Source organism: Streptomyces sp. YIM 121038, assembly GCF_006088715.1.
Lineage (GTDB): Bacteria > Actinomycetota > Actinomycetes > Streptomycetales > Streptomycetaceae > Streptomyces.
Genome location: NZ_CP030771.1, coordinates 6,098,693 through 6,123,958 on the forward strand (window position 1 = coordinate 6,098,693; position 25,266 = coordinate 6,123,958).

Below are 25,266 nucleotides of genomic sequence, written 5' to 3' on the forward strand. Positions count from 1 at the left end.
ATGGCATCTCAAGACTACGAAAGTCAGTTGCTGGAGGCCATTTCGGTTCGGCGGAGAATTCGGGATGCGTTGATGTTCGGACGGGAGTGGTAGCCACGTTCTGTGGATGATCGGGCACTACCGCTTCGGCGACGGCACGGACGCCTCCGCCTGGGCCGACGTCGACCGGCTCACCCGCCACCTGTCGGCGGCCCGTACGTAATTCCGGGCAGGTCGGAGCCGCGCTTGAGAGCATCGGACCATGAGCACCTCCAGCGACGGCACACCCGCTTCCCGTACGTTCGACGACCTCGTGGCCGAGGCCGCGGCCGCCCCCACCCAGGGCTGGGACTTCTCCTGGTTCGAGGGCAGGGCCACCGAAGCGCGGCCCTCGTGGGGGTACGCGCGGGCCATGGGGGAGCGGCTGCGCGATGCGGAGGCCGCGCTCGACGTGCAGACGGGGGGCGGGGAGGTGCTGGCGTCCGCGCCCTCGTTGCCCGCGGTCGCCGTGGCCACGGAGGGCTGGCCGCCGAACGTGGCGAAGGCGACGGCACTGCTGCACCCGCGCGGCGCGGTCGTCGTGGCCTCGGCCGAGGACGCGCCGCTGCCGTTCGCGGACGGCGCCTTCGACCTGGTCACGAGCAGGCACCCCGTCACGCCGCACTTCGCCGAGATCGCGCGGGTGCTGCGGCCCGGCGGGACGTACTTCGCCCAGCACGTGGGCCCGAGCAGCGTGTTCGAGCTCGTCGAGTACTTCCTGGGGGAGCAGCCCGCGGAGGTCAGGAACGCCCGCGACCCCGAGGGCGAGCGGGCCGCGGCCGAGGCCGCCGGGCTCGACGTGGTGTCGCTGCGCGCCGAGCGCCTGCGGATGGAGTTCTTCGACGTCGGGGCCGTCGTCCACTTCCTGCGGAAGGTGGTGTGGATGGTGCCCGGGTTCACCGTCGACGCGTACCGGCCGCGACTGCGCGAGCTGCACGAGCTGATCCGGGCGGAAGGACCGTTCGTGGCCCACAGCACCCGGCACCTCTTCGACGCGCGCAAGCGCTGACCCGTCCACCGGCGGTACTGTCGATCCGGTAAGTGAGGCAGCGGCCGTACCCGGACGAGGAGTTGGCACATGGCGAAGGGCAAGGGGCCGTACGTGTGCGGTCTGGACGCGGCCGTGGACGTCGTCGGCGGCAAGTGGAAGCCCATGATCCTGTGGGCGCTGTACGCGGGGGGCACCCTGCGGTTCGGGGAGCTGCGGCGGCACGTCCCCGGCGTCAGCGAGAAGATGCTGATCCAGCAGCTGCGGGAGATGGAGACGGACGGCATCGTGCACCGCGAGGTCTACCGCGAGGTGCCGCCCAAGGTGGAGTACTCCCTCACCGACCTCGGCCAGTCCCTGAACCGGGCCCTGGAGCCGCTCGGCCTGTGGGGCGACGCGAACATGGAGCGCCTGGTCGCCAATCAGGAGGCCAAGGCCGCCGCCGCGGTCGCGCGCGGCGCCTGAGGCCGCGCGCCCTCGCGCCTCCGCGCCCCGCGTCCCCGCCCGAAGCCCGGTGCGCCCCCGCACCCCTGCCCGAAGCCCCGCGCCTCATAAGGCAATTCGGGCAATTCGGGGCGACTCCGGTGTGCCGCGGCCGTCGATTCAACATTGTTATCGATTGTTCTGCGCACCGGCTCGATTCAGTCGCCGGACTCACGTAAGTTCAGACCAACGCTAATTCGCGGGCGCAAAGCTGCGCGGGGCGGGTGCCGCGCAGTGGAGGGGGCTGCGCGGCCTCGTGCGCGCTCTGCCCGAGAGCGAGCGCCCCACCGTGCTCCTAGGCGCCGTTCCGATCCGGCCCGTCCAGGTCCACCACCAGGCGCACGCCCCTGCGGACCCCCCACGCCGCCATCGCTCCGGCCTCCGCCTCCACCACGCGCCGGGCCCGGAGCCGGGGCAGGCCCACCCGGCCCGGCCGCATCGTCCGCACCGCGAGCACGCGGGACCTCCGGTCCAGGTACGCCACGTCCACCGCGAACCGCATCCCCAGGGTGTGCACCGCGCTCGTACGCGGCAGCAGCAGGGCGCCCGGGACGCCGTCCCGGCCGAGCAGCCCGCGCCGCCGCGCGCGGGGCGAGTCCGCCACCTCCAGGGGGACCGCGAAGGGGCTCCCGGAGCCGGGCACCGTCAGCGTCGCCATGGCGCGACGCTAGCGCCCGGCGCGTCAAGCGCGCGCCCCGCCCGCGCGTCACCCTTCGGAGCTACCGCCTCCGGCGGTCGGATCCCGCCGCGAGGGCCGGAAACCGGTGGGGAATGGGGGCCAAGCAGTCGCCGGGCGGTTTCGGAGAGTAGTTGTGGCACGCCGATGCACCGCGAAGCACTTACGAAGGGTTATGGTGGAAACCCCCCCTCGGGCCGGTCCGTCTCCCCCCCACGGACCGGCCCGTTTCTTTTGGCCGCGCGGCGGCCGCCCGCGCCACGGCCGTGAGGCCGCGCGCGGGGCCGCGCGCCGGACCGCGCCGTCAGCTCCGACCGGCCCAGATGTTCGTCCCCGGCGTCGACACCGCGAAGGTGTCGATCTCCTCGAGCTCCGCCTCCGTGAGCTTCGGCCCGGACAGCGCCGCCACGTTCTCCTCCAGCTGCCGCACGCTGGACGCGCCGATGAGCGCCGACGTCATGCGCTCGTCCCGCAGCACCCAGTTCAGCGCCAGTTGCGCGAGCGACTGGCCGCGCCGCGCCGCGATGTCGTTCAGGCCATTGAGGCGGCGTACGACCTCGTCGCTGAGGAGCCCGGGGTCGAGCGACTTGCCCTGGGTCGCGCGCGAGCCCTCGGGGATGCCCTTCAGGTACTTGTCGGTCAGCAGGCCCTGCGCGAGCGGCACGAAGGAGATGCAGCCCATGCCCTCCGCCTCCAGGGTGTCGAGCAGGCCGTCGTCCTCGGTCCAGCGGTTGATCATCGAGTACGAGGGCTGGTGGATGAGCGGACGGACCCCCATCTCGCGCAGCAGCCGCGCGGCCTCGGCGGTCTGCTCGCTGGTGTACGAGGAGACGCCGACGTACAGCGCCTTGCCCTGCTGGACCGCGGACGCGAGGGCGCCCATGGTCTCCTCCAGCGGGGTGTCCGGGTCGAAGCGGTGCGAGTAGAAGACGTCGACGTGGTCCAGGCCCATGCGCCGCAGCGAGGAGTCGAGCGACGACAGGAGGTACTTGCGGGAGCCCCACTCGCCGTACGGGCCGGGGTGCATCAGATAGCCCGCCTTGGTCGAGACGACCAGCTCGTCCCGGTAGGGGGCGAAGTCCTGGGCGAAGAGCTTGCCGAAGTTCAGCTCCGCGCTGCCGGGCGGCGGGCCGTAGTTGTTCGCCAGGTCGAAGTGGGTGACGCCCAGGTCGAAGGCGCGGCGCAGGATCGCCCGCTGGGAGTCGAGCGTGCGGTCGTCGCCGAAGTTGTGCCAGAGGCCGAGCGAGACGGCCGGCAGCCGCAGGCCGCTCCTGCCGGTGCGGCGGTACTCCATCGTGTCGTAGCGGTCGGGGGCGGCGGCGTACGGGGAGATGTCGTTCATGGAACGAAGCTACGTCACTGCGTTCGGCTTGGGCGGGGTTGATCGGCCTGCGGCCTCGTCCTCGAGCGCCGGACGGGCTCTCCATCGGCCTGCGGCCTCGTCCTCGAGCGCCGGACGGGCTCTCCATCGGCCTGCGGCCTCGTCCTCAAACGCCGGACGGGCTTGAAATGGCCTGCGGTCTCGTCGTCAGGCGCCGGGCGGGCTCGATGGGCGCGGTGGCGGTCCGCGCGTGGCGTGGTGCGGGGGGCCCAACCCCCGTGTCGCGCGCCCCCCTTCCGTGCCGGAGGCGGTCGTTCGGGGTGGGGGCGTGGACGGGCGCCCCCCATACCCCTCTTTCTCCCGTCCGTAACGGCACCCGGGCCGAGGGACCGCCCGCGCAGCGGTACCCTTTCGGCTTCGGGGGCCGCGTCGGGCCCCAGGAACCCCGGCCGGTCGGCCCCCGGGGCAGCGGCCGTCTTTCGTGAGAGGTGGAATCTCGTGAGCTTGCGCGACCTGGTGTACCGGCTGTACGCACACCGGGTGGAGGGCCGCCTCGACCACGCGCAGGTGCCCAAGCACATCGGCGTCATCCTCGACGGCAACCGCCGCTGGGCGAAGGCCTCCGGCGGCACCACCGCGCAGGGCCACCAGGCGGGCGCGTACAAGATCGAGGAGTTCCTCGGCTGGTGCGCCGAGACCGACGTCGAGGTCGTCACGCTGTGGATGCTGTCCACCGACAACCTCGACCGCCCCGACGAGGAGCTCGTCCCGCTCGTCGGCATCATCGAGGAGACGGTCCGCAGCCTCGCGGCCGACGGCCGCTGGCGCGTGCACCACGTGGGCACCCTCGACCTGCTCCCGGGCCGCACCCAGCGGGTCCTCAAGGAGGCCGAGCAGGCCACCGACACCAACACGGGGATACTCGTCAACGTGGCCGTCGGCTACGGCGGCCGCCAGGAGATCGCCGACGCCGTCCGCTCCCTGCTGCTCGACCACGCCGAGCGCGGCACCTCCATCGAGGACGTCGCCGACAGCGTCGACGTCGAACAGATCTCCAAGCACCTCTACACCAGCGGCCAGCCGGACCCCGACCTGGTGATCCGGACGAGTGGTGAACAACGCCTCTCCGGCTTCATGCTCTGGCAGTCCGCTCACTCCGAGTACTACTTCTGCGAAGTCTTCTGGCCGGCGTTCCGGAAGGTGGACTTCCTGCGTGCGCTGCGTGATTACGCCGCGCGCCACCGCCGTTACGGTGGATGACGAACCGGGTGGACTGAGGACTCGGTAACCGGGAGTTAACCAACGCGCCGTCATATGCCATGGCATGGCTGCGCTTGTTCGAGGGAATAAGCCTTCCAGGTCGGCGTCCGATTCACGGGCGCCGTATCTCAGCGGGCGGCACGGGGCCGTCCGCCCGGGAGGCCCTTTGCGCAAGGACGACCGCGCGGTGAGCGCGGACGACACGGAGGGCCGGTGCCCGGCCCGCGCATGGGGGCCGCACACCGGCCCAGTTCCCTCCGTCGCTCCCCGACCTCATCCGAGGGGGTACGTCCTTCCGTGGTGACCAGCACGAAGCGCCAGCAAGGCCGGCGCACCTATGTTCTCGACACCAGCGTCCTGCTCGCCGACCCGAACGCGCTCGCGCGTTTCGACGAGCACGAAGTGGTGCTGCCGATCGTCGTAGTGACGGAGCTAGAGGCCAAGCGCCACCATCCCGAACTCGGCTACTTCGCCCGGCAGGCCCTGCGCCTGCTCGACGACTTCCGCATCAGGTACGGGCGCCTGGACGCGCCCATCCCGATCGGCAGCCTGGGCGGGACGCTGCGCGTCGAGCTCAACCACTCCGACCCCGGCGTGCTCCCGGCCGGATACCGCCTGGGCGACAACGACTCGCGGATCCTCGCCGTGGCCCGCAACCTCCAGGCCGAGGGATACGACGTCACCGTCGTCTCGAAGGACCTGCCGCTGCGGATCAAGGCGTCCTCCGTCGGCCTCCTCGCCGAGGAGTACCGGGCCGAGCTCGCCATCACGGACTCCTCCGGCTGGACCGGCATGTCCGAACTGACCCTCTCCGGCGAGCAGGTCGACCTCCTCTACGAGACGGAGACGCTCTACGTCCCCGAGGCCTCCGAGCTGCCCGTGCACACCGGCCTGACCATCCAGTCCGAGCGCGGCAAGGCGCTCGGCAGGGTCACGGCCGAGGGCAGCGTCCGCCTGGTCAGGGGCGACCGCGAGGCCTTCGGGCTCAAGGGCCGCAGCGCGGAGCAGCGGGTCGCGCTCGACCTGCTCCTCGATCCGGACGTCGGCATCGTCTCGATGGGCGGCCGCGCGGGCACCGGCAAGTCCGCGCTCGCGCTCTGCGCGGGCCTGGAGGCCGTCCTGGAGCGGCGCCAGCACCAGAAGGTGATGGTCTTCCGGCCGCTGTACGCGGTGGGCGGGCAGGAGCTCGGCTATCTGCCCGGCACCGAGGCCGAGAAGATGGGCCCCTGGGCGCAGGCCGTCTTCGACACGCTCGGCTCGGTCGCGGGCAAGGAGGTCATCGAGGAGGTGTCGGCGCGGGGCATGCTGGAGGTCCTGCCGCTCACGCACATCCGGGGCCGCTCCCTGCACGACGCCTTCGTCATCGTGGACGAGGCCCAGTCCCTGGAGCGGAACGTCCTCCTGACGGTCCTGTCCCGGATCGGGGCGAACTCACGCGTCGTCCTCACCCATGACGTCGCCCAGCGCGACAACCTCCGGGTCGGGCGGTACGACGGAGTGGTCGCCGTCATCGAGAAGCTGAAGGGGCATCCGCTCTTCGCCCATGTGACGCTCACGCGCTCGGAGCGCTCGCAGATCGCGGCCCTGGTGACGGAGATGCTGGAGGACAGCCAGATCTGACCGTTTCGTCCGAAGCGCGAAAATCCCCCGTTCCGCGCGGAACGGGGGATTTTCGCGCTTCATGACTGAGGTGAGGTCAATTGCCCCTGGGGCGGCGGCGCTTGGCCGCGACCGGAGGAGCGAGAGAGCCTAGTGGGGTCTCGGCCCCATGCGTCTGCGTTTCCGTAAAACTGCTGGGACAAACGGGATGTGAGCTTTCACACGCAACTCGGAATTGCCTCCCGGCATCCCGCTACGGCAGAGTCTGGGTCCTGTCAGGCCCCGCATACGGCACTCCTGTACCCCCAGCGGTACGGAACAACAGAACTTCATAGTGGTCGCCGTATGCCGCCCGAGCACCACGCGGCGCTCCCGTCAAGGGAGTTGTCCACCGGGCCCGCGCCTCCCGTGACCGAGCAGCAAACGGAGGCCAGCGTCAGGGGCACGATTGCGTCCGCGAGGTCACCTATGCGGGCGATGCTGGAAGGAAACCGTGTGAGCCGGATTTCGGTCCGGGGATTCGCAGTGGCGTCGGCCACCGCGGTCACCACCGTCGGCGCCGTCGTGGGCGTTGCCTCGGGCAACACCCCGTCCTCGAACTCGAACGACCTCGAGGCGACGGCCAGCGACTCGACTCTCCTCGCAGACATCCCCGCCGGCGAGCAGGCCCAGGTGCAGACCACTTCGGTGGCGCAGCAGGCCGACGCCCAGGCGATGGCCGCCGACTCGGCCGCGAAGAAGTCCGCCGCTGAGGCCGCCCGCGTCCAGGCCGCCAAGAACGCCGTGGCCAAGCAGAAGGCCGCGAAGCAGGCGGAAGCGGACAAGAAGGCCGCCGCCAAGGAAGCCGCGGAGAAGAAGAAGCAGCAGGAGAAGGAGCGCCTGGAGAACAAGGCGAGCCGCTCCTCCTCGCGCGACGCCTCCGACTTCGCCCCGCAGAGCTCCTACACGGTGGCCCAGGTCCAGGCGATGGCCCGGCAGATGGTCCCCGCGGGCCAGTTCCAGTGCTTCAGCAACATCGTGAACCACGAGTCCACGTGGAACTACCGCGCCACCAACGCCTCCTCCGGCGCCTACGGCCTCGTCCAGGCGCTGCCCGGCTCCAAGATGTCCTCGGCGGGTGCCGACTGGCGCACCAACCCGGCCACGCAGATCAAGTGGGGCCTCAACTACATGAACGACCGCTACGGCAGCCCGTGCGGAGCCTGGAGCTTCTGGCAGGCGAACAACTGGTACTGAGCGATCACGCTCAACCTGGCGCAGCCCCTCATCGTCCTACGGTGGGGGGCTTCGCCATGTACGGTCGGTTCGAACGCCCCAGCGGGTACGACCGGGGCTCCGGTGGGGAATGAGCGGGGGGAAGAGGACGGATCATGTCGCGAGTTCCAGGGTGGCGCCGACGCGTCGGCGCGGGCCTGACCAGGCTGGGTGAACGCCTGGACACGGGCCGCGCCCAGGGCGCCCCGGACACCCCCGAACCGGAGCCGGCCGCGGCCGGACGGGACGAGCCGTCCGACGCGTCCGTCATATCCGATGCGTCGCGTACGCCTGATGTGTCCGCTGCGCCCGGCAGGTCCGTCAGTACGGTGACCGCCGAAGCCTCCGGTCCCGCGCCCGCCGAGGACGCCGCGCCCGACGGCACGCACGCGCGCGCGGACGACTCCGCGCCCGCCGCGCGGCCCGCCCCCGCGGACGACACCCCCGCCGGGGAGCCCGCCCCGGCGGGCGCCAAGCTGTCGCTGCGCAAGCGGTACGCCGACATGGTGCGGCACGCCGCCGACGCGCGTGCCGACGCCGAGGGCCGGGACCAGGGCGAGGAGCCGTCCGACGCGGCCGCGGACCACGTGCCCGCGCCGCCCGCCTACGCCCCCGCCATCGCGGCGCGGCCCGACCCCGTGGCCGCCGTGCCGTGGGGCGTGCGGGTCGCCGCCGAGGCCGGGTGGCGGCTGCTCGTGCTCGCGGGCACGGTCTGGGTCCTGATGAAGGTCATCAGCGCGGTCCAGCTCGTCGTCTTCGCCTTCGTCGCCGCGCTGCTCATCACGGCGCTGCTCCAGCCGACCGTGGCCCGGCTCAGCAGGCTCGGCCTGCCGCGCGGGCTCGCCACGATGGTCACCGCCGTACTCGGCTTCGTGATCATGGGCCTGGTGGGCTGGTTCGTGGTCTGGCAGGTCATGGAGAACGTCGACACGCTCTCCAGCCAGATCCAGGACGGCATCGAGGACCTGCGCAAGTGGCTGCTCAACAGCCCCTTCCACGTCACCGAGGACCAGATCAACGACATCGCGAAGAGCCTGCGCGAGGCCGTGGGCGCGAACTCCGAGGAGATCACCTCCGCGAGCCTCGAAGGCGTCACCGTCATCATGGAGGCCCTGACCGGCATCCTCCTCGCGGTGTTCTCCACGCTCTTCCTGCTGTACGACGGACCGCGCATCTGGAAGTGGTTCCTGCGGCTCGTGCCCGCCGCGGCCCGGCCCGGCGTCGCGGGGGCGGGGCCGCAGGCGTGGCGCACGCTCACCGCGTATGTGCGGGGCACGGTGATAGTGGCCCTCATCGACGCGGTCTTCATCGGCCTCGGGATCTACTTCCTGGGCGTGCCGATGGCGGTGCCGCTGGCCGTCTTCATCTTCCTGTTCGCGTTCATCCCGCTGGTGGGCGCGGTGATCTCGGGCGCGCTCGCGGTCGTCGTCGCGCTGGTCACGCAGGGCGTGTTCACGGCCGTGATGTCGCTCGTGGTGGTCCTCGCGGTGCAGCAGATCGAGGGGCACATCCTCCAGCCGTTCATCCTCGGCCGCGCGGTGCGGGTGCATCCGCTGGCCGTCGTGCTCTCCGTGGCCGCGGGCGGGATGGTGGCCGGGATCGGGGGAGCGGTGGTGGCCGTGCCGCTCGTCGCCGTGACGAACACGGTGGTCGGGCATCTGCGGGCCTACTCCCGGGACCTGGCCCTGCGCCAGGCCGAGGCGGTGGCGGACACGGCTCCCGCGCCGGAGCAGCTGCCCTCCCCGCCCACCCGCCCTTCCTCCGGCTGACCGTCCACCCCATCGCGCTGGCGCGCTCGTCCTCAAACGCCGGACGGGCTGGGATGTTCCGTCTGTCCGTACTCGGGTGCACGGAAGGCCCCGCTCCCCTGATAGGGAGCGGGGCCTTCCGACAGCGCCCCGAAGGGGCGCGGGGAACTGCGCGACCAGCCACGACGGAGCAGTAGACGACCGACGGGCCAATGTGCGGGGAAGCGCGGCCGCTAGGCCAGGTGCGCCTCGGACTCCAGCGTGACGCCGACGGCCTGGATCACCGAAGCGATCTTGAAGGCCTCCTGGATCGTCTCGCGGTCCACACCGGCCTTGCGCAGCACCTGCTCGTGCGAGTCGAGGCACATGCCGCAGCCGTTGATCGCGGAGACCGCGAGCGACCAGAGCTCGAAGTCGACCTTCTCCACGCCCGGGTTGCCGATGACGTTCATCCGCAGGCCCGCGCGCAGCGTCCCGTACTCCGGGTCGGAGAGCAGGTGGCGCGTGCGGTAGAAGACGTTGTTCATCGCCATGACGGCGGCCGCGGACTTGGCCGCGGTGTACGCCTCCGGCGAGAGGTTCGCCTTCGCCTCGGGCTCCAGCTCGCGCAGCACCTGCGCGGAGCGCGAGGCGATCGCGCAGGCGAGCACCGTGCCCCACAGCTGCTGCTTGGGCAGGTCGGAGTTGCCGATGACCGAGCCGAGGTTCAGCTTCAGGTCCTTGGCGTAGTCCGGGACGGCGGCCTTCAGCTCATCGAGGGCCATGCTCACTCACCGGCCAGGAGCGCGACCGCGTCCAGGGTGTCCTCGCCCTTGCTCCAGTTGCAGGGGCACAGCTCGTCCGTCTGGAGAGCGTCGAGGACCCGCAGGACCTCCTTGGGGTTACGGCCGACGGAACCGGCGGTCACCATCGTGAACTGGATCTCGTTGTTCTGGTCGACGATGAAGACGGCGCGCTGCGCGAAGCCGTCCTCGCCCTCGATGCCGAGCGCGCGCATGAGCTCGTGCTTGGAGTCGGCCAGCATCGGGAAGGGCAGGTCACGCAGGTCGTCGTGGTCCTTGCGCCAGGCGTGGTGCACGAACTCGGAGTCGCCGGAGAAGCCGAGGACCTGGGCGTCACGGTCGGCGAACTCGTCGTTCAGCTTGCCGAAGGCGGCGATCTCGGTCGGGCACACGAAGGTGAAGTCCTTGGGCCACGCGAAGACGATCTTCCACTTGCCCTCGTAGGTCTTGTGGTTGATCTGCTCGAACTCCTTGCCCTTCTCCAGCGAGACACAGGCAGTCAGGTCGAACTCGGGGAACTTGTCACCGACAGTGAGCACGCGCTCTCCTTGCAGCGGGAAGCCCCGGTCGAGGGCTTCCGAGGGGTTGGACTCCGTCGATCGTGGCACAGGGTGCATTGATTAGGGAAATAGCTACACTTGGTCGCGTTGATTGGAGGTGGTTATCAGTGGCCACTGTCTATAGGGGCAAACAGCCCAGCCTGGCGCAGCTGCGCGCCTTCGCCGCCGTCGCCGAGCATCTGCACTTCCGGGACGCCGCCGCGGCGATCGGGATGAGTCAGCCCGCGCTGTCCGGCGCCGTCTCCGCCCTGGAGGAGGCACTGGGTGTCCAGCTCCTGGAGCGGACCACCCGCAAGGTGCTGCTCTCCCCGGCCGGGGAGCGGCTCGCCGTGCGCGCCAAGGCCGTCCTCGGCGAGGTCGAGGCGCTCCTGGAGGAGGCGGACGCCGTGAAGGCGCCGTTCACGGGCGCGCTCCGGCTCGGTGTGATCCCGACCGTGGCGCCGTATCTGCTGCCGACGGTACTCGCCCTCGTCCACGAGAAGTACCCGGACCTGGATCTCCAGGTGCACGAGGAGCAGACGTCGTCGCTCCTGGAGGGCCTCGCCGCGGGGCGCCTCGACCTGCTGCTCCTCGCGGTGCCGCTCGGGGTGCCCGGCGTCACCGAACTGCCCCTGTTCGACGAGGACTTCGTCCTGGTCACCCCGCTCGACCACTGGCTTGGCGGCCGCGAGGGGATCCCCCGCGAGGCGCTGCGGGAGCTGAACCTGCTGCTCCTCGACGAGGGCCACTGCCTGCGCGACCAGGCCCTCGACATCTGCCGTGAGGCGGGCCGCGCCGATGCGCCCGTCACCACGACCGCCGCCGGGCTCTCCACCCTGGTGCAGCTCGTGGCCGGCGGGCTCGGCGTGACGCTGCTTCCGCGGACCGCAGTGCGCGTCGAGACCAGCCGCAGCAGCCAGTTGCTCACCGGGTACTTCGCCGACCCCGCGCCCACCCGGCGCGTCGCCCTCGCGATGCGCTCGGGGGCGGCCCGGGCCGCGGAGTACGCGGAGCTGGCCGAGGCGCTGCGGGGGGCGCTGCGGCCGCTGCCCGTGCGGGTGCTCTAAGCGCTTCGCTGGAATCGCCGCGATGGGCCGTCGATCGCCTGCGGGACCGTCGTGGCCGGTCGCGCAGTTCCCCGCGCCCCTTCGGGGCGCTGCCGTACACGCGCCGGGGGCGGGAGTCCATGAACTCCCGCCCCCGGCGATGCACTTGCTTCACTCCGTCCGCAAACCGTCCGGCCGCATCATCCGCCACAGCGGCGGCAGGCTCAGGGCCGTCACGACCGCGACCAGGACCGCGCCCGCGCCCGCCAGGGGGATGAACACCAGCCAGTCCGTGACCGGCTTGGCGACCATGCGGCACATCACCACGCCGAGGGCCAGGCCGCCGGCGACGGCGAGGGCGAGGCCGAGCGCCACGGGGATGGCGGTCTGCCACAGGATCGACCAGCCCATCGAGGCGCGGCGGGTGCCGAAGGCGGTCAGGGCCGCGAGCAGGCGCTTGCGCTCGCGGAGCTGCTCCAGCATCGACACCAGCATGGACGCGGCGATCAGCATCATCGTGGCGATGGCCCCGGCCTGCAGGCCCTTCTGGACGGACGCGTACTGCTTGTCGCGCTCCATCATCTCGATGGTCCCCACGCGCACCAGCGGATCCATGCGGGCCGCGGCGTTGCGCACGTACTCCTCGGCGTCCGGCACGCTCCGGTCGATCTGGACCATGGCGTTGGTCGAGGCGTCGACCATGCGGTCCACGTCGAGGGCGCGGGGCGTCGCGAAGACGCCGTAGTACTTGTCGCCCACCGGGTCGGGCCTGGCCTGCACGGTGCGCGTCGACTTCGGCAGCGTCCACGGGGAGTGCTTGCCGCGCGGCTTGCCGTCGTAGCTGAACCAGGAGTCGGAGTTGAGGTCGATCGGCTTGCCGGGGCGGGCCACCATGTCGACCTGCGCGGTCGTCTCGCGGTCCCCGGAGCGCACGATGAACGTGTCGCCGTTGGTGCAGGACTTGACGTGGGCCAGTTCGCGCAGCGTCTCGCAGGTGCCGACGCGCAGCTCGGTGGTGGGCCGGTAGCCGTCGGACTCCTGGCCCTTCGGCAGCTTTCCGGGCTTGACGACGTACGACGAGACGCTGCCCATGACGTTCTTGACGCCCTTGGTGGCGCGGAAGTCGTCGATCATGCGCTGGGCGAGCGCGCCGCTGGCCTGCGACGAACTCACGCTGAGCTGGGCGCGGCGCGGGTCGCTGTCCGTGGTGGTGTTGAACTCGTCGTGCATGGACGCGAAGAGCATCTGCAGCGCGACCGCGCCCGCCACCGCGACCGTGATGCCACTGACCGCTCGGGCCGCCGTACCGCTGCTCAACTGCAGTCGGCGGGTGGCCAGCTGCCAGGGCACGGGCCCGCCGCGCAGCTTGGCCACGGCGGCCTCGACGAGCCAGGGCAGCAGCGTGGCGAGACCCACCAGGGCGAGGGTCGCGCCGACGGCGATGACGTAGACGTGCACGTCGGCCGTGGTGGACTCGCTGGAGATGCGCTCCTGGCCGAGCAGGATCCCGAGCCCCAGGACCGGGAGGAGCAGCCGCCACCACAGGCGGCGCTTGCGCGGCGCCGAGCTGCGGACGACGCCCAGCGGCTCGATGGCGACCGAGCGCAGCGACACCAGGGTGACGAGCACCGCGGAGACGGGCACGGCCACGAGGATCAGCGCGGCGAGCCCCGGCAGCGGCACCATGTCGGAGGGGAAGGCGCTGACCTTCCAGATGTCGACCATGCCGACCGCCTGCCGGGCGAGCAGGAAGAACACGGCGCCCGCCACGAGCCCGAGCAGCGCCCCGCACAGGGCCTCGCCCGCCGCGATCCGGCGCACCGCACGGCGGTCGGCGCCGACCAGGCGCAGCGCGGCGAGCCGCTGGTCGCGGCGCTCGCCGCCGAAGCGGACCGCGGTGCCGATGAAGATGAGCACCGGGGTGAGCAGCACGACGCAGATCAGGACGATGAGGACGACCAGGAGCGGGTCGAGGGGCTCGGTGGGCTGCTCGTAGCCGAAGGCCGACGTGCGGTAGGCGCCGTCGCCCCTGGTCAGCGAGTCGGAGCCGAGGTAGTAGTACAGCTCCTTGGGGTGCATCAGGCCCGCGTCGCCGATGGTGCCCACCTGGCGGTACTGGCTGAAACGCTCCTTGAGGAGCGTGCCGCCGGAGCCGTTCATCAGGTCCCGCAGGGCGGGCGAGACGACCACTTCACCGGCCTTGGGCAGGGCGTCGAGGCCGGGCGGAAGCACCGGGTGGGCGCCGTCCGCGCGCAGCATGCGCCCGGTGATCTCGGAGTTGCGGAAGTCCGTGCTCACGTTGATGGACAGCACGGTCGTGTCGCCGGGCTCGACCTGCTTGCCGTTCATCTCGGTGAGCGGGGTGCGCGCCGTGGAGCGGGCGTCGCGCTTGTTCAGCATGTCCGGCACGGACGCGGCGCCGAGCAGCAGCGCCACGCCGAGGCCCACGCCGACGGCGGTGAGGATCGTCCGGGTCCAGCCCTGCCGGCCGCCGCCGATCGCGAAGCGCAGGCCCATGGCCAGGTCGCGGATCCAGGCGCGGACGCCGCCGGGGCCGGGGCGCGGGGCGGCGGCGGGGGCCCGGACCACGGCCGGTTCGGTCCGTGTCGTACTCATACCAGGCGCTCCATGTCCCGTGACTTGCCGTCGCGGACGACGATCTCGCGGTCGGAGTACGCCGCGACGCGGGTCTCGTGCGTGACCAGGACGACGGCGGCGTTGGTGGACCTGGCGGCGTCGGTGAGCAGCTCCATCACGCGCTCGCCGTTGAGCGAGTCGAGCGCGCCCGTGGGCTCGTCGGCGAAGACCACGCGCGGGCTGGTGGCGAGCGCGCGGGCCACGGCGACGCGCTGGCCCTGGCCGCCGGAGACCTCGCCGGGCCGCTTGGCGCGCACGTCGTCGACCTCCAGGCGCTCCATCCAGCCCAGGGCGGTGCGCTCGGCGTCCTTGCGCTTCGCGCCGTTGAGCCGCAGCGGGAGCGCCACGTTCTCGACGCAGGTCAGCTCCGGCACGAGCTGCCCGAACTGGAAGACGAAGCCGAACTCGCTGCGCCGCAGCGCGCTCAGGTCGGTATCCGTCATCGACGTCAATGAGCGGCCGTGGTAGGAGATTTCGCCCGCGTCGGGGCGCACGATTCCGGCGAGGCAGTGCAACAGCGTGGACTTGCCGGAGCCGGAGGGCCCCATGACGGCGACGACCTCGCCGGGGTGTATGGAGAACGCGGCGTCGTCGAGCGCGGTCGTGGGCCCGTAGGCCTTGCGCAGCCCGTGGGCGGTGAGCAGGGAACCGCTGGGGGTCATGCGGGGAGCACCTCCTTGGCGAGCCTGCCGAGGCGGGCACTTGTCAGTTCGAGCCAGCGCAGGTCGGCTTCGAGGTGGAACAGGGCGTGGTCGCAGATCAGCTGGTCGGCGAGGTCGCCCTTGCGCTTGCGGTCGGTGAGGATGCGCATCATGCGCAGGTGCTCGGACCGCTGGGTGTCGAGGATGTCGGCGGCGTCCCGGTGCGTGAGCAGCGCGAGGACGACCTTGGTGTAGAGCGTCGACTGGAGGTACGGCTCCGGCTTCTCCGGGGTGGCGAGCCACCGCTGGACATCGGTGATGCCCGCCTCGGTGATGGCGTAGCGCTTGCGCTCGGGGCCGTCACCCGCCTCTATGCCGTCGACCTCGACGAGGCCGTTCTTCAGCAGGCGCGACATGGTCGAGTAGACCTGGCCGTAGTGCAGTGGCTTGTCGTGCCCGAACTTCTCGTCGAAGGCGCGCTTCAGGTCGTAGCCGTGGCGCGGGCCGGACTCGAGCAGGCCCAGGAGGGTGTGACCGATGGACATGCCGAGGACTATACACACCACGTATACGTGACGTGTATACGTCGAGTGTGTAGCGGGACCCCGCACCGCCCCGGCCCGGTGGATGTGACCACTCCGGCAGAAGAGGGAGGCAACCGTCCGTGCTTCCGAGGAGTCGATTCCGGTGGAGTGGCAAGGGTTCCCCTGGCATGGGTGCTCATTGTCACGTCCGGAAAAGACCGGATCGGGCGCCTTTTGTCCTCGGGTGCGGTGTTAGCTTCGTGAGCTGACCTGACCCGTGCGAGGAGTACGAGACGTACGCGGCGTACGAGCGGCACGAGACGGATACGACGAAGAAGCGGAGCGACCACAGTCATGGGCCGAGCGGAAGAGCGAAAAGCGCGGCAGCGCGGTGCGCGCCGGGCAGCGCGCGGCCGCCCGCCCGGCGGCGCCCCTGCCTCCGGCACGCCCGCCGACGCCGGTACGAGCCCCTCCGAGGGCGCACCGGCGGGCACCGGGCCCGGCTCCGGCTCCGGCGACTCCGGCGGCGGCACCCCGGCGCGGCGCACGCGCGGCGGCAAGCCCAAGCGGACCGGCATCCGCCGCTTCTTCACCTGGAAGAAGCTCCTCGGCTATTTCTTCGGCTTCATCCTGCTCGGCATGCTCGGCTTCGTCGTGCTCTACCTGGTGGTGGACATCCCCAAGGGCAACGCCCTGGCGAAGAAGCAGAGCAACATCATCAAGTACAGCGACGGCGAGGTCCTGTACCGCGACGGCGAGGTCAACCGCGAGATCGTCGACCTGGAGAAGATCCCCAAGAAGGTGCAGCGCACCTTCGTCGCCGCCGAGAACAAGTCCTTCTACAAGGACACGGGCATCGACTTCAAGGGCACCGCGCGCGGCGTGATCAACACGCTCTCCGGCAAGGGCAAGCAGGGTGGCTCGACGATCACCCAGCAGTACGTCAAGAACTACTACCTGTCGCAGGAACAGACCGTCACGCGCAAGCTCAAAGAGCTGGTCATCTCGCTGAAGGTGGACCGCGAGAAGAGCAAGGACGACATCCTCGCGGGCTACATCAACACCAGCTACTACGGCCGCGGCGCGTACGGCATCCAGGCCGCGGCCCAGGCCTACTACGGCGTCGACGCCGCGCAGCTGAACGTCTCGCAGGGCGCCTACCTCGCCGCCCTGCTCCAGGCGCCGAGCTCCTACGACTGGGCCACCGCGACTCCCACCGCCAAGAAGCTGGTCAAGGAGCGCTGGAACTACGTACTGAACAACATGGTCGGGGAGGGCTGGCTCGACTCCGGCGAGCGCGACGGCCTGAAGTTCCCCTACCCGCACGCGCCGAAGGTCGCGCCCGGCATGAAGGGCCAGACCGGCTATCTGGTGCAGTTCGCCAACGAGATCGTCCAGCGGCAGCTGGTGGAGCAGGGCTACACCAAGTCCGAGGCCGAGGCGCAGCTCAAGGCCGGCGGCTACACCATCACGCTGAACATCGACCGCAAGAAGCAGCGCGCGCTGGAGAAGGCCGTCGAGCGGAAGCTCGAAGACCGCCTCGACCCGAAGAAGAGCAAGGCCGACGCGCGCGTGCAGGCGGGCGCGGTGTCCGTGAACCCGAAGACCGGCGCGATCGTCGCGATGTACGGCGGCAGCGACTATCTGAAGCACTTCAGGAACAACGCGACCCGCACCGACTACCAGCCCGCCTCCACCTTCAAGCCGCTGATACTCGCCGCCGCCCTGGAGAAGGGTGCCACCACCCAGGACGGCGATCCGATCACGGCGAACACGATCTACAGCGGCCGCAGCGAGCGCCCCGTCAAGGGCAGCGACATCGCCTTCGCGCCGCCGAACGAGGACGACCAGTCGTACGGTCCCGTCACCGTGCAGACCGCGATGAACAAGTCCGTCAACTCCGTGTTCGCGCAGATGGGCGTGGACGTGAAGATGGACAAGGTCCTGGAGGTCGCGGGCAAGCTCGGCATGAGCACCAAGGGCCTGCCCGCGGTGCCCGCGCAGACGCTCGGCACGATGGGCGCGAGCCCCCTGGAGATGGCCGGGGCCTACGCCACGCTCGACAACCACGGCAAGCTGGTCACCCCGCGGCTCGTGAAGTCCGTCCAGCACCGGGACCGGACCGTCGACCTGCCGGACGCGATCGGCGACCAGGTCATCAGCCGGGGCGCGGCCGACTCGGTGACGTCGGTGCTCACCGGCGTGGTCGACGACGGCACCGCCCGCAGGTCCGTGCGCGACGCGCCCAGCCGCAAGGGCCAGCAGGTCGCGGGCAAGACCGGTACGTCCGACGACAACAAGTCGGCCTGGTTCGTGGGCTACACGCCGAAGCTGGTCACCTCCGTCGGTCTCTTCGGCGAGCAGCCCAAGGACGACGGCAAGGTCAAGCGGGGCACCCAGGTGTCCATGCGCGGTGCGGGCGGCAAGCCCCGCGTCGACGGCGGCAGCTTCCCGGCCGAGATATGGGCGGCGTACACCTTCGAGGCGACCGGCTCGCGCACCAAGTTCAAGCTGGACACCGACATGGGTGCCGCCGTCGCACCGCCGCCCGACCCGACCACGCGAATCCCCTCGACCCCGACGACGCGGCCCAGCGAGCCGGACGAGAAGGACAAGCCGAGCACCAGGCCGCCGTCGACCAAGCCCCCGACGACCCCGCCGCCGTCGACGAAGCCGCCGACGACCCCGCCGCCCACGGACCCGACGACGAAGCCGCCGACGACCCCGCCGACGACTCCGACGTCGCCCACCTTCGGGATCCCGGACGACCCGGACGACCGGCGGGCCGACAGATCGTCGCGCTCGGACGAATAGCGGTCGGCGCGCTCGGACGCACGGCAGCGGACACGGAAGGTGCCCGGAACCCAGGGTTCGACCCCACGGTTCCGGGCACCTTCCGCGTTCGGGCGCGTTCGCGTCAGCCAGGTCCCGCGCCGTCGACCCGCGCCGCGACCTTGTCGCCGAGGTCCTTGTCCACGCTGCGCCAGTAGCGCAGCGCCCGGTCGAGGACCGGCCGGGAGACGCCGTCGAGCAGATGTCCGCTGATGTTCGCCACCAGGCGCTCGCGCGCCGCGTCGTCGAGCACCTCGCGCACCATCGTGCCCGGCTGCCCGAAGTCGTCGTCCTCGCGGTGCAGCTTGTACGCCTCGCGCACCATCTCGCCCGCGGTCCGCCAGCCCGCCGGGTCGACGGACTCCTGGACGGGGGCGGCCGGTCCGCCGTACGAGTTGGGCGCGTACGGACGCGCGACGTTCGCCGGCTCGTAGCGCATCGGGCCGTCCTTCGCGTACGAGCGGACGGGGGAGCGCGGGCGGTTCGGCGGCAGCTGCTGGTAGTTGGGGCCGATGCGGTAGCGGTGCGTGTCCGGGTACGAGAACAGCCGGCCGAGCAGCATCTTGTCCGGGGACGGGCCGATGCCCGGCACCATGCTGGACGGCTCGAACGCGGCCTGCTCGATGTGGACGAAGAAGTCCTCGGGGTTCTCGTTCAAGGTCATCCGGCCGACCTCGATGAGCGGGTAGTCGCCGTGCGGCCACACCTTCGTCAGGTCGAACGGGTTGAAGCGGTAGTCCGGCGCGTCGTCGAACGGCATGACCTGCACCTTGACCGTCCAGCTCGGATGGTCCCCCCGCTTGATCGACTCGAACAGGTCGCGGCGGTGCAGATCGCCGTCCTTGCCCGCGAGGTCGTCCGCCTCGTCCTGGGTGAGGAAGTCGATGCCCTGGTCGGTCTTGAGGTGGTACTTCACCCAGAACTTCTCGCCGCCGCCGTTGATCCACATATAGGTGTGCGACGAGTAGCCGTTCATGTGGCGGTACGTCTTCGGGATGCCGCGGTCGCCCATGAGCCAGGTGACCATGTGCGCGGACTCCGGCGACAGGGTCCAGAAGTCCCACTGCATGTCGTGGTCGCGCACCGCGCTGTCGAGGGTGCGCTTCTGCGAGCGGATGAAGTCCTGGAACTTCTGCGGGTCGCGCACGAAGAAGACGGGGGTGTTGTTGCCCACCAGGTCGTAGTTGCCGTGCTGCGTGTAGAACTTCAGCGCGAAGCCGCGCGGGTCGCGCCAGGTGTCCGGGGAGCCCTGCTCGCCCGCCACGGTGGAGAAGCGGGCCAGCATCTGTGTGCGCCTGCCCGGCTGGAACAGGTCGGCCTTGGTGAACTGGCTGACGTCGTTGGTGACCTCGAAGGTCCCGTACGCGCCGGAGCCCTTGGCGTGCACCACGCGCTCGGGCACCCGTTCGCGGTTGAACTGGGCCATCTTCTCGATCAGATAGTGGTCCTGGAGCAGGATCGGGCCGTTCGCGTCGACGGTCAGCGAGTGCTCGTCGCTCTCGACCGGAACGCCGGCGTTGTCGGTGGTGGAGGGGGCCTTACGGGGCGCCTCGCTCACGAGCGTCCTCCCGTTCGGAGAGGGGGGTCAGGTCGCTTCGGTCACCACGCCAGTCAACGACGCCGACAAGGCGTCGGCAACTTTTTGCCGGACCGGGCAGGGCAGGGCCGAGCCCGGGGGCCGGACCTGGCAGCGGCCTGGTCCGGGTGCCCGCTCAGGCCCGGCTCATGTCTGGTTCAGCTCGAACCAGACCACCTTTCCCGTGCTCAGCCGCGTGGCGCCCCAGCGCCGCGCCAGCTTGTTGACCAGGTACAGGCCGCGGCCGCCCTCGTCCGTGGCGCGCGCCTGCCGCAGCCGGGGCAGCTGCGGCACGTCGTCGCCGACCTCGCAGCGCAGGACGTCCGTCCGCAGCAGCCGCAGCGTGATCGGGCGCGTGGCGTACCGCACGGCGTTCGTGACGACCTCGCTGACGAGCAGCTCCACCGCGTCGTTCAGATCGGTCAGGCCCCAGCGCTCCAGGGCGCTGCGGGCGAGCCTGCGGGCACGCGACGGAGTGGCGTCCTCCGGTTCCAGGAACCAGTACGCCACGTCGCTGGGCGCGATCCCGTCGAAGCGGGCGGCGAGCAGCGCGATGTCGTCGTCGCGGTCGCCGGGCCCGAGCATGTCGAGCACCTCGTCGCAGAGCGCCTCCAGGGGCGGCGGGTGGTCGGGCCCGGTCAGCTGGGCCGTGGCGGCGAGCCGCTCGCGCAGCTGCTCTATGCCGGTCCACACGTCGCGCAGGCGGGACTCCACGAGCCCGTCCGTGTACAGGAGCAGCGTGGCGCCCGCCGGGGCGTCCAGCTCGACGGCCTCGAAGTCCACGCCGCCGACGCCGATGGGCGCGCCCGGGGGCACGCGAAGCACCTCCGCACGCCCGCCCAGATGCAGCAGGACGGGCGGCGGGTGGCCCGCGTTGGCGATGGTGATGCGGTGCGAGACCGGGTCGTACACCGCGTACAGGCAGGTCGCCATGCGGTCCGAGCCGAGCCGCTGGGCCTGCTCGTCCAGGTGGTGCAGGACCTCCTGCGGCGGCAGGTCGAGCCCGGCGAGGGTCTGCGCGGTGGTGCGCAGCTGGCCCATGATCGCGGCGGACGTCATCGAGTGCCCCATGACGTCACCGACGACGAGCGCCACGCGGCTGCCGGGCAGCGGGATCGCGTCGTACCAGTCGCCGCCCACGCGGGCGGTCTCGGCGGCCGGGAGGTAGCGCGAGGCGAGCCGCACGCCGGTGGCGCGCGGCAGGGTCTCGGGCAGCATCGTGCGCTGCAACTCGTCCGCGATGTACGCCTCGCGGCCGTACAGGACCGCCTTGTCGATGCCCAGGGCGCTGTGCGTGGCCAGCTGGGCGGCCACCAGCAGGTCGTCGGCCTCGAAGGCGTGCCGGTCCGGGCGGCGCAGGAACACCGCGGCGCCGATGACCCGCCGCCGCCCCCGCAGCGGCGCCAGGATCGCCCGCTGCCCGCCCGGGGCCGAGCGGCCCTCGCCGAGCAGCTCCGGCAGCGCGCCGAGCGCGGCGGGGGAGTCCGCGAACACCGGCCGTACCCCGCGCAACACGTAGTCGAGCGCGCTTTCGCTGACGACCTCGCACAGCTCCGCCGCGGTCGCCAGGTCGGACTGGACCTGGAGCGCGGGCAGCGTGCCGCCGTCGGTGTCGTGGTTCTCCGGGATGCGGTCGGTGCGGCGCAGGCGCAGCAGCAGCGGCCCGACCGGGCGCTCGTCGCCCACCGGCAGCGGGTCGCGCAGATAGACGAGGATCGCGTCCGAGAACGTCGGGACCGTGGCCCGGCACAGGCCCATCACGATCTCGTCGAGGTCGATGCCGCGGGCGATGCGCCGGGTCGCCGCGCCCACGAAGCGCAGCCGGTCGCCGTCGCGCCGCATCGCGGCCGGGCCCGGCGGGCGCGGCAGCCCCGTGCGGCGCTCGGTGCCCCCGGGCGGGCCGGGGACCGCGGCGGACGAGAGCTCGGTGGCCGGGCGGGTCTCGTCGACGCCGGTGTGCGGCTGGCCGGGAACGCCCTCGGGGGCCGGCCGGGGCCGGTGGCCGCCGGGGCCGAACGCGCCCGCGGTCGACGACTGGGCGTGCTCGCTGCCCGCGTCCTGCTCACCCGTACGTGCCTGCGCGGGCATGGCGTTCACCCCCGCGGAGCCACCCACCTCCGGCTCCGGGGTACGCAGCAGCGCCCCGCGGGGATCCGCGGGGGCGGTGGGCCGGGCAACTGGTGCCTTGCGGCCCTCGTAGGGGCTGAGGTGCTCCGTCACGCGTTTTGAATCCGTCCGTCCGGGGCTGCGCGCCGCGCGCGCCGTCCAAGCGTTGCTCAGCCGCGCCGGCAGTGCAGGAATAACTGGTGCTCGGGTGGTGCGTCGGTGCTCGCCGGGGCGTACGCGTACGACTCCTCGTGGGCGATGTCGAAACCGGCGTCCCGCACGACCTGCCGCAGTTCGTCCCGCAGGTAACCGGATACCCGGATCACGTGCCCCAGGAACGGAATCGCCGCGTCGTCCAGGTCGGCCTCGACCATGGACAGCGCGAGCAGGCCACCGGGCCTGAGCAAGGACCGCAGCAGCCGAAGAGCAGACGGTATCTCCTCCCGGGGCAGCATCAACAGCGCGAAGAAACAGGCAATCCCGTCGAACTGCCCCACAGCGCCCGGTCCTTCGCCGTCGATCCGCAGGTCGGCGAGGTCCAGACGGCGGAACTCGGCCGCGGGCGGGGGGACATTCCGGCGCGCGAGGTCCAGCATTCCGGCTGACAGGTCGACACCGAGCACGGTGTGCCCCGCGTCGGTGAGCTGACGGGCCGTGGGCAGCCCGGTGCCGCAGCCCACGTCCAAGACCCTGGACCCGGGAGGAAGTTCACCGGCCAGTCTCTTTCCGGCCGCGAGCTGCCCCTCCTTGTGCGGGAACGCGACGTCGTACGCCACGCCGATGGCGTCGAACGCCGCGGCCTGGCCCGTGCGGTCGCGGCCGCCACGCGCTCCGTATTCCTCGCTCACGTTCAGCCGCTCCTCGATGACATCCTGTCAGGCCGCGCGGGGGCACCAAGAGTTGCTGCTGTGCGCCCTTGCGGAGGACGATCCTACGTTTGAACCACGGGGGCGCATCAAGGGTCTCATGACGAGACATGCGCGGGCGTACGGTCCCAGTCACCCGGCAGGGCGGGAACGCGCCAGCCCGCGTCCGGCCGCCACCGCTCCCAGCCGTCCGCGAAGGGCGTGCCCCACGCCTCGATCGCCGCCACGGCCTCGCGGCCCGCCCGGCGGACGGCCGCCGCCCGCCCGTCGTCCATCAGCCCGGCGCGCCGGGCCTGCTCGAACTCGTCCTCGTCGTGCCAGCGCCAGGTGCCGTCCGGGAGCACGGAGAGGTCGAGGAAGTGGTCCTCGGAGTCCACGCCGCCGGACCAGCGGGTGCGGGGCTCCTCCAGGTTCACGTACCAGTTCTTGAACCGCCAGCCCGGCTCCCAGAACAGCCACACCGACCAGGGCTCGTCCGGCCGGGCCAGCTTCAGGACGCCGGTGCCGAACCAGTGGCCGCGGCGGGTCGTGCGCGGCTTGGTGTACCGGGTGGCCAGGGGCTCCTCGTGCACGGCCGTGCCGTCGGCGAGCACCGGGCGCACGCACTCCGTGCCCGGCGCCAGCCAGACGGCCAGCAGGTCCGCGCGGTCCTCCACGACGGTGACGGGCCGGCAGATGTGGATCCCGTCACCGCCGTTGGCGCGGTAGCGCCACAGGATGGGTGTCCCCGGCGCCCAGCCCTTGGCGCTCGCCGGTGCCGTGCTTCCGTCGCGGTCGTCTGTCATGAACAGATACTAGGACCCGCCGCCCGGACCCTGCCGGGGGCTCCCTACGGGTGGGTCATGCGCAGGACGTCCAGGGCCTCGTCCAGCTGCTCCAGGGTGAGGTCGCCGCGGTCGACGTACCCGGAGTCGAGGACGACCTCGCGGATGGTCCGCCGCTCGGCCAGCGCCCGCTTGGCCACCTTCGCCGCCTCTTCGTACCCGATGTACTTGTTCAGCGGAGTGACCACGGACGGCGAGGACTCGGCGTACTCCCGCGCCCGCTCCCGGTGCGCGACCACCCCGTCGACCGTCCGGTCGGCGAGCAGCCGCGACGCGTTGGCGAGCAGCCGCACCGACTCCAGGACGTTCTTCGCGATGACCGGCAGCATCACGTTCAGCTCGAAGTTGCCCGCGGCCCCGGCGGTGGCCACGGTCACGTCGTTCCCCGTCACCTGCGCGGCCACCATCAGGACGGCCTCGGGGATCACGGGGTTGACCTTGCCGGGCATGATCGAGGAGCCGGGCTGGAGGTCGGGCAGGCTGATCTCGGCGAGCCCGGTGCGCGGCCCGGACGCCATCCACCGCAGGTCGTTCGAGATCTTGGTGAGGCCGACGGCGATGGTGCGCAGCTGCCCGCTGGTCTCGACGACGCCGTCGCGCGCGCCCTGCGCCTCGAAGTGGTCGCGGGCCTCGGTGAGCGGCAGCCCCGTGGACCGTGCGACCTCGGCGATGACGGCCGCGGAGAAGCCGGGCGGGGTGTTGATGCCGGTGCCCACGGCGGTGCCGCCGAGCGGCAGTTCGGCCAGGCGCGGCAGGGAGGACCGCAGCCGCTCGACGCCGTAGCGCACCTGCGCCGCGTAGCCGCCGAATTCCTGCCCAAGAGTGACGGGCGTGGCGTCCATCAGATGCGTACGCCCGGACTTGACGACGTCGGCGAACTCCGCGGCCTTGCGCTCCAGGGCGGCGGCCAGGTGCTCCAGGGCCGGGATCAGCTCGCCGGTGACGGCGGCCGTGGCGGCGATGTGGATCGAGGAGGGGAAGACGTCGTTGGACGACTGCGAGGCGTTGACGTGGTCGTTGGGGTGCACGTCGCGGCCGAGCCGCTCGGTGGCGAGCGTGGCGAGGACCTCGTTCGTGTTCATGTTGGACGAGGTGCCGGAGCCGGTCTGGAAGACGTCGACGGGGAAGTGGTCGTCCCAGCGGCCCTCGGCGACCTCGCGGGCCGCGTCCGCGATGGCGTCGGCCACGTCCTCGTCGAGCACCCCGAGGCGCGCGTTGACCTTCGCCGCCGCCGCCTTGATCTCGGCGAGCGCGGCGATGTGCGCCCGCTCGATGCGCTGTCCGGAGATCGGGAAGTTCTCCACGGCGCGCTGGGTCTGGGCGCGCCACTTGGCGCCCGCGGGGACCCGTACCTCGCCCATGGAGTCGTGCTCGATCCGGTACTCGCCGCTGCCGTTGCTGTCCGCGCCGCCGCTCATGGTCCGACTGTCCTTCCGTTCCGTATCGCCCGCAACTGCCGCGAAAGCCGGGCAACTGCCTCGGAAAGTTGAGCTCTTGTCTTGTTCGGAGTATTCCCAAGACTCCTACCCACCAGTAAAAACCCTGG

The 25,266-nt window shown here is 71.4% G+C and carries 20 protein-coding genes; 8 read left to right on the forward strand and 12 right to left on the reverse strand.

The window, feature by feature from the left end:
* Positions 1–241 precede the first annotated feature (241 nt).
* Both C9F11_RS26235 and C9F11_RS26240 read left to right on the forward strand, forming a co-directional pair.
* Positions 242–1,027, forward strand: coding sequence for a class I SAM-dependent methyltransferase (locus C9F11_RS26235; protein WP_138961552.1), 786 nt, complete (start codon positions 242–244; stop codon positions 1,025–1,027).
* 69 nt (positions 1,028–1,096) lie between these two features.
* Positions 1,097–1,471, forward strand: coding sequence for a helix-turn-helix domain-containing protein (locus C9F11_RS26240; RefSeq protein ID WP_138961553.1), 375 nt, complete (start codon positions 1,097–1,099; stop codon positions 1,469–1,471).
* Between the two features lie 313 nt (positions 1,472–1,784).
* Here the strand turns inward: C9F11_RS26240 and C9F11_RS26245 are convergent, their stop codons facing one another.
* Together C9F11_RS26245 and mgrA are read right to left on the reverse strand one after the other, a co-directional pair.
* A complete protein-coding gene (locus C9F11_RS26245; protein ID WP_138961554.1) occupies positions 1,785–2,147 on the reverse strand; it encodes a DUF192 domain-containing protein in 363 nt (120 codons plus the stop codon).
* A 322-nt stretch (positions 2,148–2,469) separates the two neighbouring features.
* Positions 2,470–3,507 (reverse strand): L-glyceraldehyde 3-phosphate reductase, encoded by a 1,038-nt coding sequence (mgrA, locus tag C9F11_RS26250; RefSeq protein WP_138961555.1) that lies wholly within the window; start codon positions 3,505–3,507, stop codon positions 2,470–2,472.
* 477 nt (positions 3,508–3,984) lie between these two features.
* Here mgrA and C9F11_RS26255 point away from each other — a divergent pair, with 477 nt between their 5' ends.
* The 4 genes from C9F11_RS26255 (at position 3,985) to C9F11_RS26270 (ending at position 9,368) form a co-directional block, all read left to right on the forward strand.
* Positions 3,985–4,746, forward strand: a complete 762-nt coding sequence (locus C9F11_RS26255) for an isoprenyl transferase (RefSeq protein ID WP_138961556.1) — start codon at positions 3,985–3,987, stop codon at positions 4,744–4,746.
* Between the two features lie 297 nt (positions 4,747–5,043).
* Positions 5,044–6,366, forward strand: a complete 1,323-nt coding sequence (locus C9F11_RS26260) for a PhoH family protein (RefSeq protein WP_138961557.1) — start codon at positions 5,044–5,046, stop codon at positions 6,364–6,366.
* A gap of 456 nt (positions 6,367–6,822) precedes the next feature.
* A complete protein-coding gene (locus tag C9F11_RS26265) occupies positions 6,823–7,581 on the forward strand; it encodes a transglycosylase SLT domain-containing protein (RefSeq protein ID WP_171075844.1) in 759 nt (252 codons plus the stop codon).
* 134 nt (positions 7,582–7,715) lie between these two features.
* Positions 7,716–9,368 carry an AI-2E family transporter gene (locus C9F11_RS26270; protein ID WP_138961559.1) on the forward strand — a complete coding sequence of 551 codons (1,653 nt, stop codon included), beginning with the start codon at positions 7,716–7,718 and terminating at the stop codon, positions 9,366–9,368.
* 212 nt (positions 9,369–9,580) lie between these two features.
* Here C9F11_RS26270 and C9F11_RS26275 read toward each other — a convergent pair whose 3' ends face one another.
* On the reverse strand, positions 9,581–10,111 hold the full coding sequence (locus C9F11_RS26275) for an alkyl hydroperoxide reductase (RefSeq protein WP_138961560.1): 531 nt from the start codon (positions 10,109–10,111) through the stop codon (positions 9,581–9,583).
* A 2-nt stretch (positions 10,112–10,113) separates the two neighbouring features.
* A complete protein-coding gene (locus C9F11_RS26280; protein WP_138961561.1) occupies positions 10,114–10,668 on the reverse strand; it encodes a peroxiredoxin in 555 nt (184 codons plus the stop codon).
* 128 nt (positions 10,669–10,796) lie between these two features.
* Here C9F11_RS26280 and C9F11_RS26285 point away from each other — a divergent pair, with 128 nt between their 5' ends.
* Complete coding sequence (locus C9F11_RS26285; protein ID WP_138961562.1) at positions 10,797–11,735, forward strand: LysR substrate-binding domain-containing protein; 939 nt, start codon at positions 10,797–10,799, stop codon at positions 11,733–11,735.
* Positions 11,736–11,885: 150 nt separating this feature from the next.
* On the opposite strand, the gene C9F11_RS26290 is transcribed toward C9F11_RS26285, so the two are convergent.
* From C9F11_RS26290 to C9F11_RS26300, 3 genes are read right to left on the reverse strand one after another with little or no spacing between them, the layout of a single operon-like run.
* Positions 11,886–14,330 (reverse strand): FtsX-like permease family protein, encoded by a 2,445-nt coding sequence (locus C9F11_RS26290; RefSeq protein WP_346347350.1) that lies wholly within the window; start codon positions 14,328–14,330, stop codon positions 11,886–11,888.
* Positions 14,327–15,013, reverse strand: coding sequence for an ABC transporter ATP-binding protein (locus tag C9F11_RS26295; RefSeq protein WP_138961563.1), 687 nt, complete (start codon positions 15,011–15,013; stop codon positions 14,327–14,329). The genes C9F11_RS26290 and C9F11_RS26295 overlap by 4 nt, the downstream gene beginning before the upstream one ends.
* Complete coding sequence (locus C9F11_RS26300; protein WP_030668264.1) at positions 15,010–15,537, reverse strand: PadR family transcriptional regulator; 528 nt, start codon at positions 15,535–15,537, stop codon at positions 15,010–15,012. Before C9F11_RS26300 ends, C9F11_RS26295 begins: the two co-directional genes overlap by 4 nt.
* A gap of 333 nt (positions 15,538–15,870) precedes the next feature.
* Here C9F11_RS26300 and C9F11_RS26305 point away from each other — a divergent pair, with 333 nt between their 5' ends.
* Positions 15,871–18,330 carry a transglycosylase domain-containing protein gene (locus C9F11_RS26305; protein ID WP_138961564.1) on the forward strand — a complete coding sequence of 820 codons (2,460 nt, stop codon included), beginning with the start codon at positions 15,871–15,873 and terminating at the stop codon, positions 18,328–18,330.
* A gap of 103 nt (positions 18,331–18,433) precedes the next feature.
* On the opposite strand, the gene C9F11_RS26310 is transcribed toward C9F11_RS26305, so the two are convergent.
* The 5 genes from C9F11_RS26310 to C9F11_RS26330 all read right to left on the reverse strand — a co-directional run bounded on the left by C9F11_RS26310 (position 18,434) and on the right by C9F11_RS26330 (position 25,138).
* The gene (locus C9F11_RS26310) at positions 18,434–19,906 is read right to left on the reverse strand and encodes a catalase (RefSeq protein ID WP_138961565.1); all 1,473 of its coding nucleotides are present in this window, start codon (positions 19,904–19,906) and stop codon (positions 18,434–18,436) included.
* Positions 19,907–20,071: 165 nt separating this feature from the next.
* Entirely contained in the window at positions 20,072–22,144 is a 2,073-nt protein-coding gene (locus C9F11_RS26315) for a SpoIIE family protein phosphatase (protein ID WP_138961566.1), read from the reverse strand.
* A 56-nt stretch (positions 22,145–22,200) separates the two neighbouring features.
* Positions 22,201–22,884, reverse strand: a complete 684-nt coding sequence (locus C9F11_RS26320) for a class I SAM-dependent methyltransferase (protein ID WP_138961567.1) — start codon at positions 22,882–22,884, stop codon at positions 22,201–22,203.
* Positions 22,885–22,994: 110 nt separating this feature from the next.
* Complete coding sequence (locus C9F11_RS26325; RefSeq protein ID WP_138961568.1) at positions 22,995–23,681, reverse strand: DUF402 domain-containing protein; 687 nt, start codon at positions 23,679–23,681, stop codon at positions 22,995–22,997.
* Positions 23,682–23,725: 44 nt separating this feature from the next.
* Complete coding sequence (locus C9F11_RS26330; protein WP_138961569.1) at positions 23,726–25,138, reverse strand: class II fumarate hydratase; 1,413 nt, start codon at positions 25,136–25,138, stop codon at positions 23,726–23,728.
* Positions 25,139–25,266: the final 128 nt, after the last annotated feature.

Bases quoted from the DNA above. Each gene is read 5' to 3' on its own strand.
- mgrA (WP_138961555.1), bottom strand. From the start codon at position 3,507: ATGAACGACATCTCCCCGTACGCCGCCGCCCCCGACCGCTACGACACG.
- C9F11_RS26245 (WP_138961554.1), bottom strand. From the start codon at position 2,147: ATGGCGACGCTGACGGTGCCCGGCTCCGGGAGCCCCTTCGCGGTCCCC.
- C9F11_RS26265 (WP_171075844.1), top strand. From the start codon at position 6,823: ATGCTGGAAGGAAACCGTGTGAGCCGGATTTCGGTCCGGGGATTCGCA.
- C9F11_RS26240 (WP_138961553.1), top strand. From the start codon at position 1,097: ATGGCGAAGGGCAAGGGGCCGTACGTGTGCGGTCTGGACGCGGCCGTG.
- C9F11_RS26290 (WP_346347350.1), bottom strand. From the start codon at position 14,330: ATGAGTACGACACGGACCGAACCGGCCGTGGTCCGGGCCCCCGCCGCC.
- C9F11_RS26330 (WP_138961569.1), bottom strand. From the start codon at position 25,138: ATGAGCGGCGGCGCGGACAGCAACGGCAGCGGCGAGTACCGGATCGAG.
- C9F11_RS26270 (WP_138961559.1), top strand. From the start codon at position 7,716: ATGTCGCGAGTTCCAGGGTGGCGCCGACGCGTCGGCGCGGGCCTGACC.
- C9F11_RS26235 (WP_138961552.1), top strand. From the start codon at position 242: ATGAGCACCTCCAGCGACGGCACACCCGCTTCCCGTACGTTCGACGAC.
- C9F11_RS26325 (WP_138961568.1), bottom strand. From the start codon at position 23,681: ATGACAGACGACCGCGACGGAAGCACGGCACCGGCGAGCGCCAAGGGC.
- C9F11_RS26305 (WP_138961564.1), top strand. From the start codon at position 15,871: ATGGGCCGAGCGGAAGAGCGAAAAGCGCGGCAGCGCGGTGCGCGCCGG.
- C9F11_RS26275 (WP_138961560.1), bottom strand. From the start codon at position 10,111: ATGGCCCTCGATGAGCTGAAGGCCGCCGTCCCGGACTACGCCAAGGAC.
- C9F11_RS26295 (WP_138961563.1), bottom strand. From the start codon at position 15,013: ATGACCCCCAGCGGTTCCCTGCTCACCGCCCACGGGCTGCGCAAGGCC.
- C9F11_RS26300 (WP_030668264.1), bottom strand. From the start codon at position 15,537: ATGTCCATCGGTCACACCCTCCTGGGCCTGCTCGAGTCCGGCCCGCGC.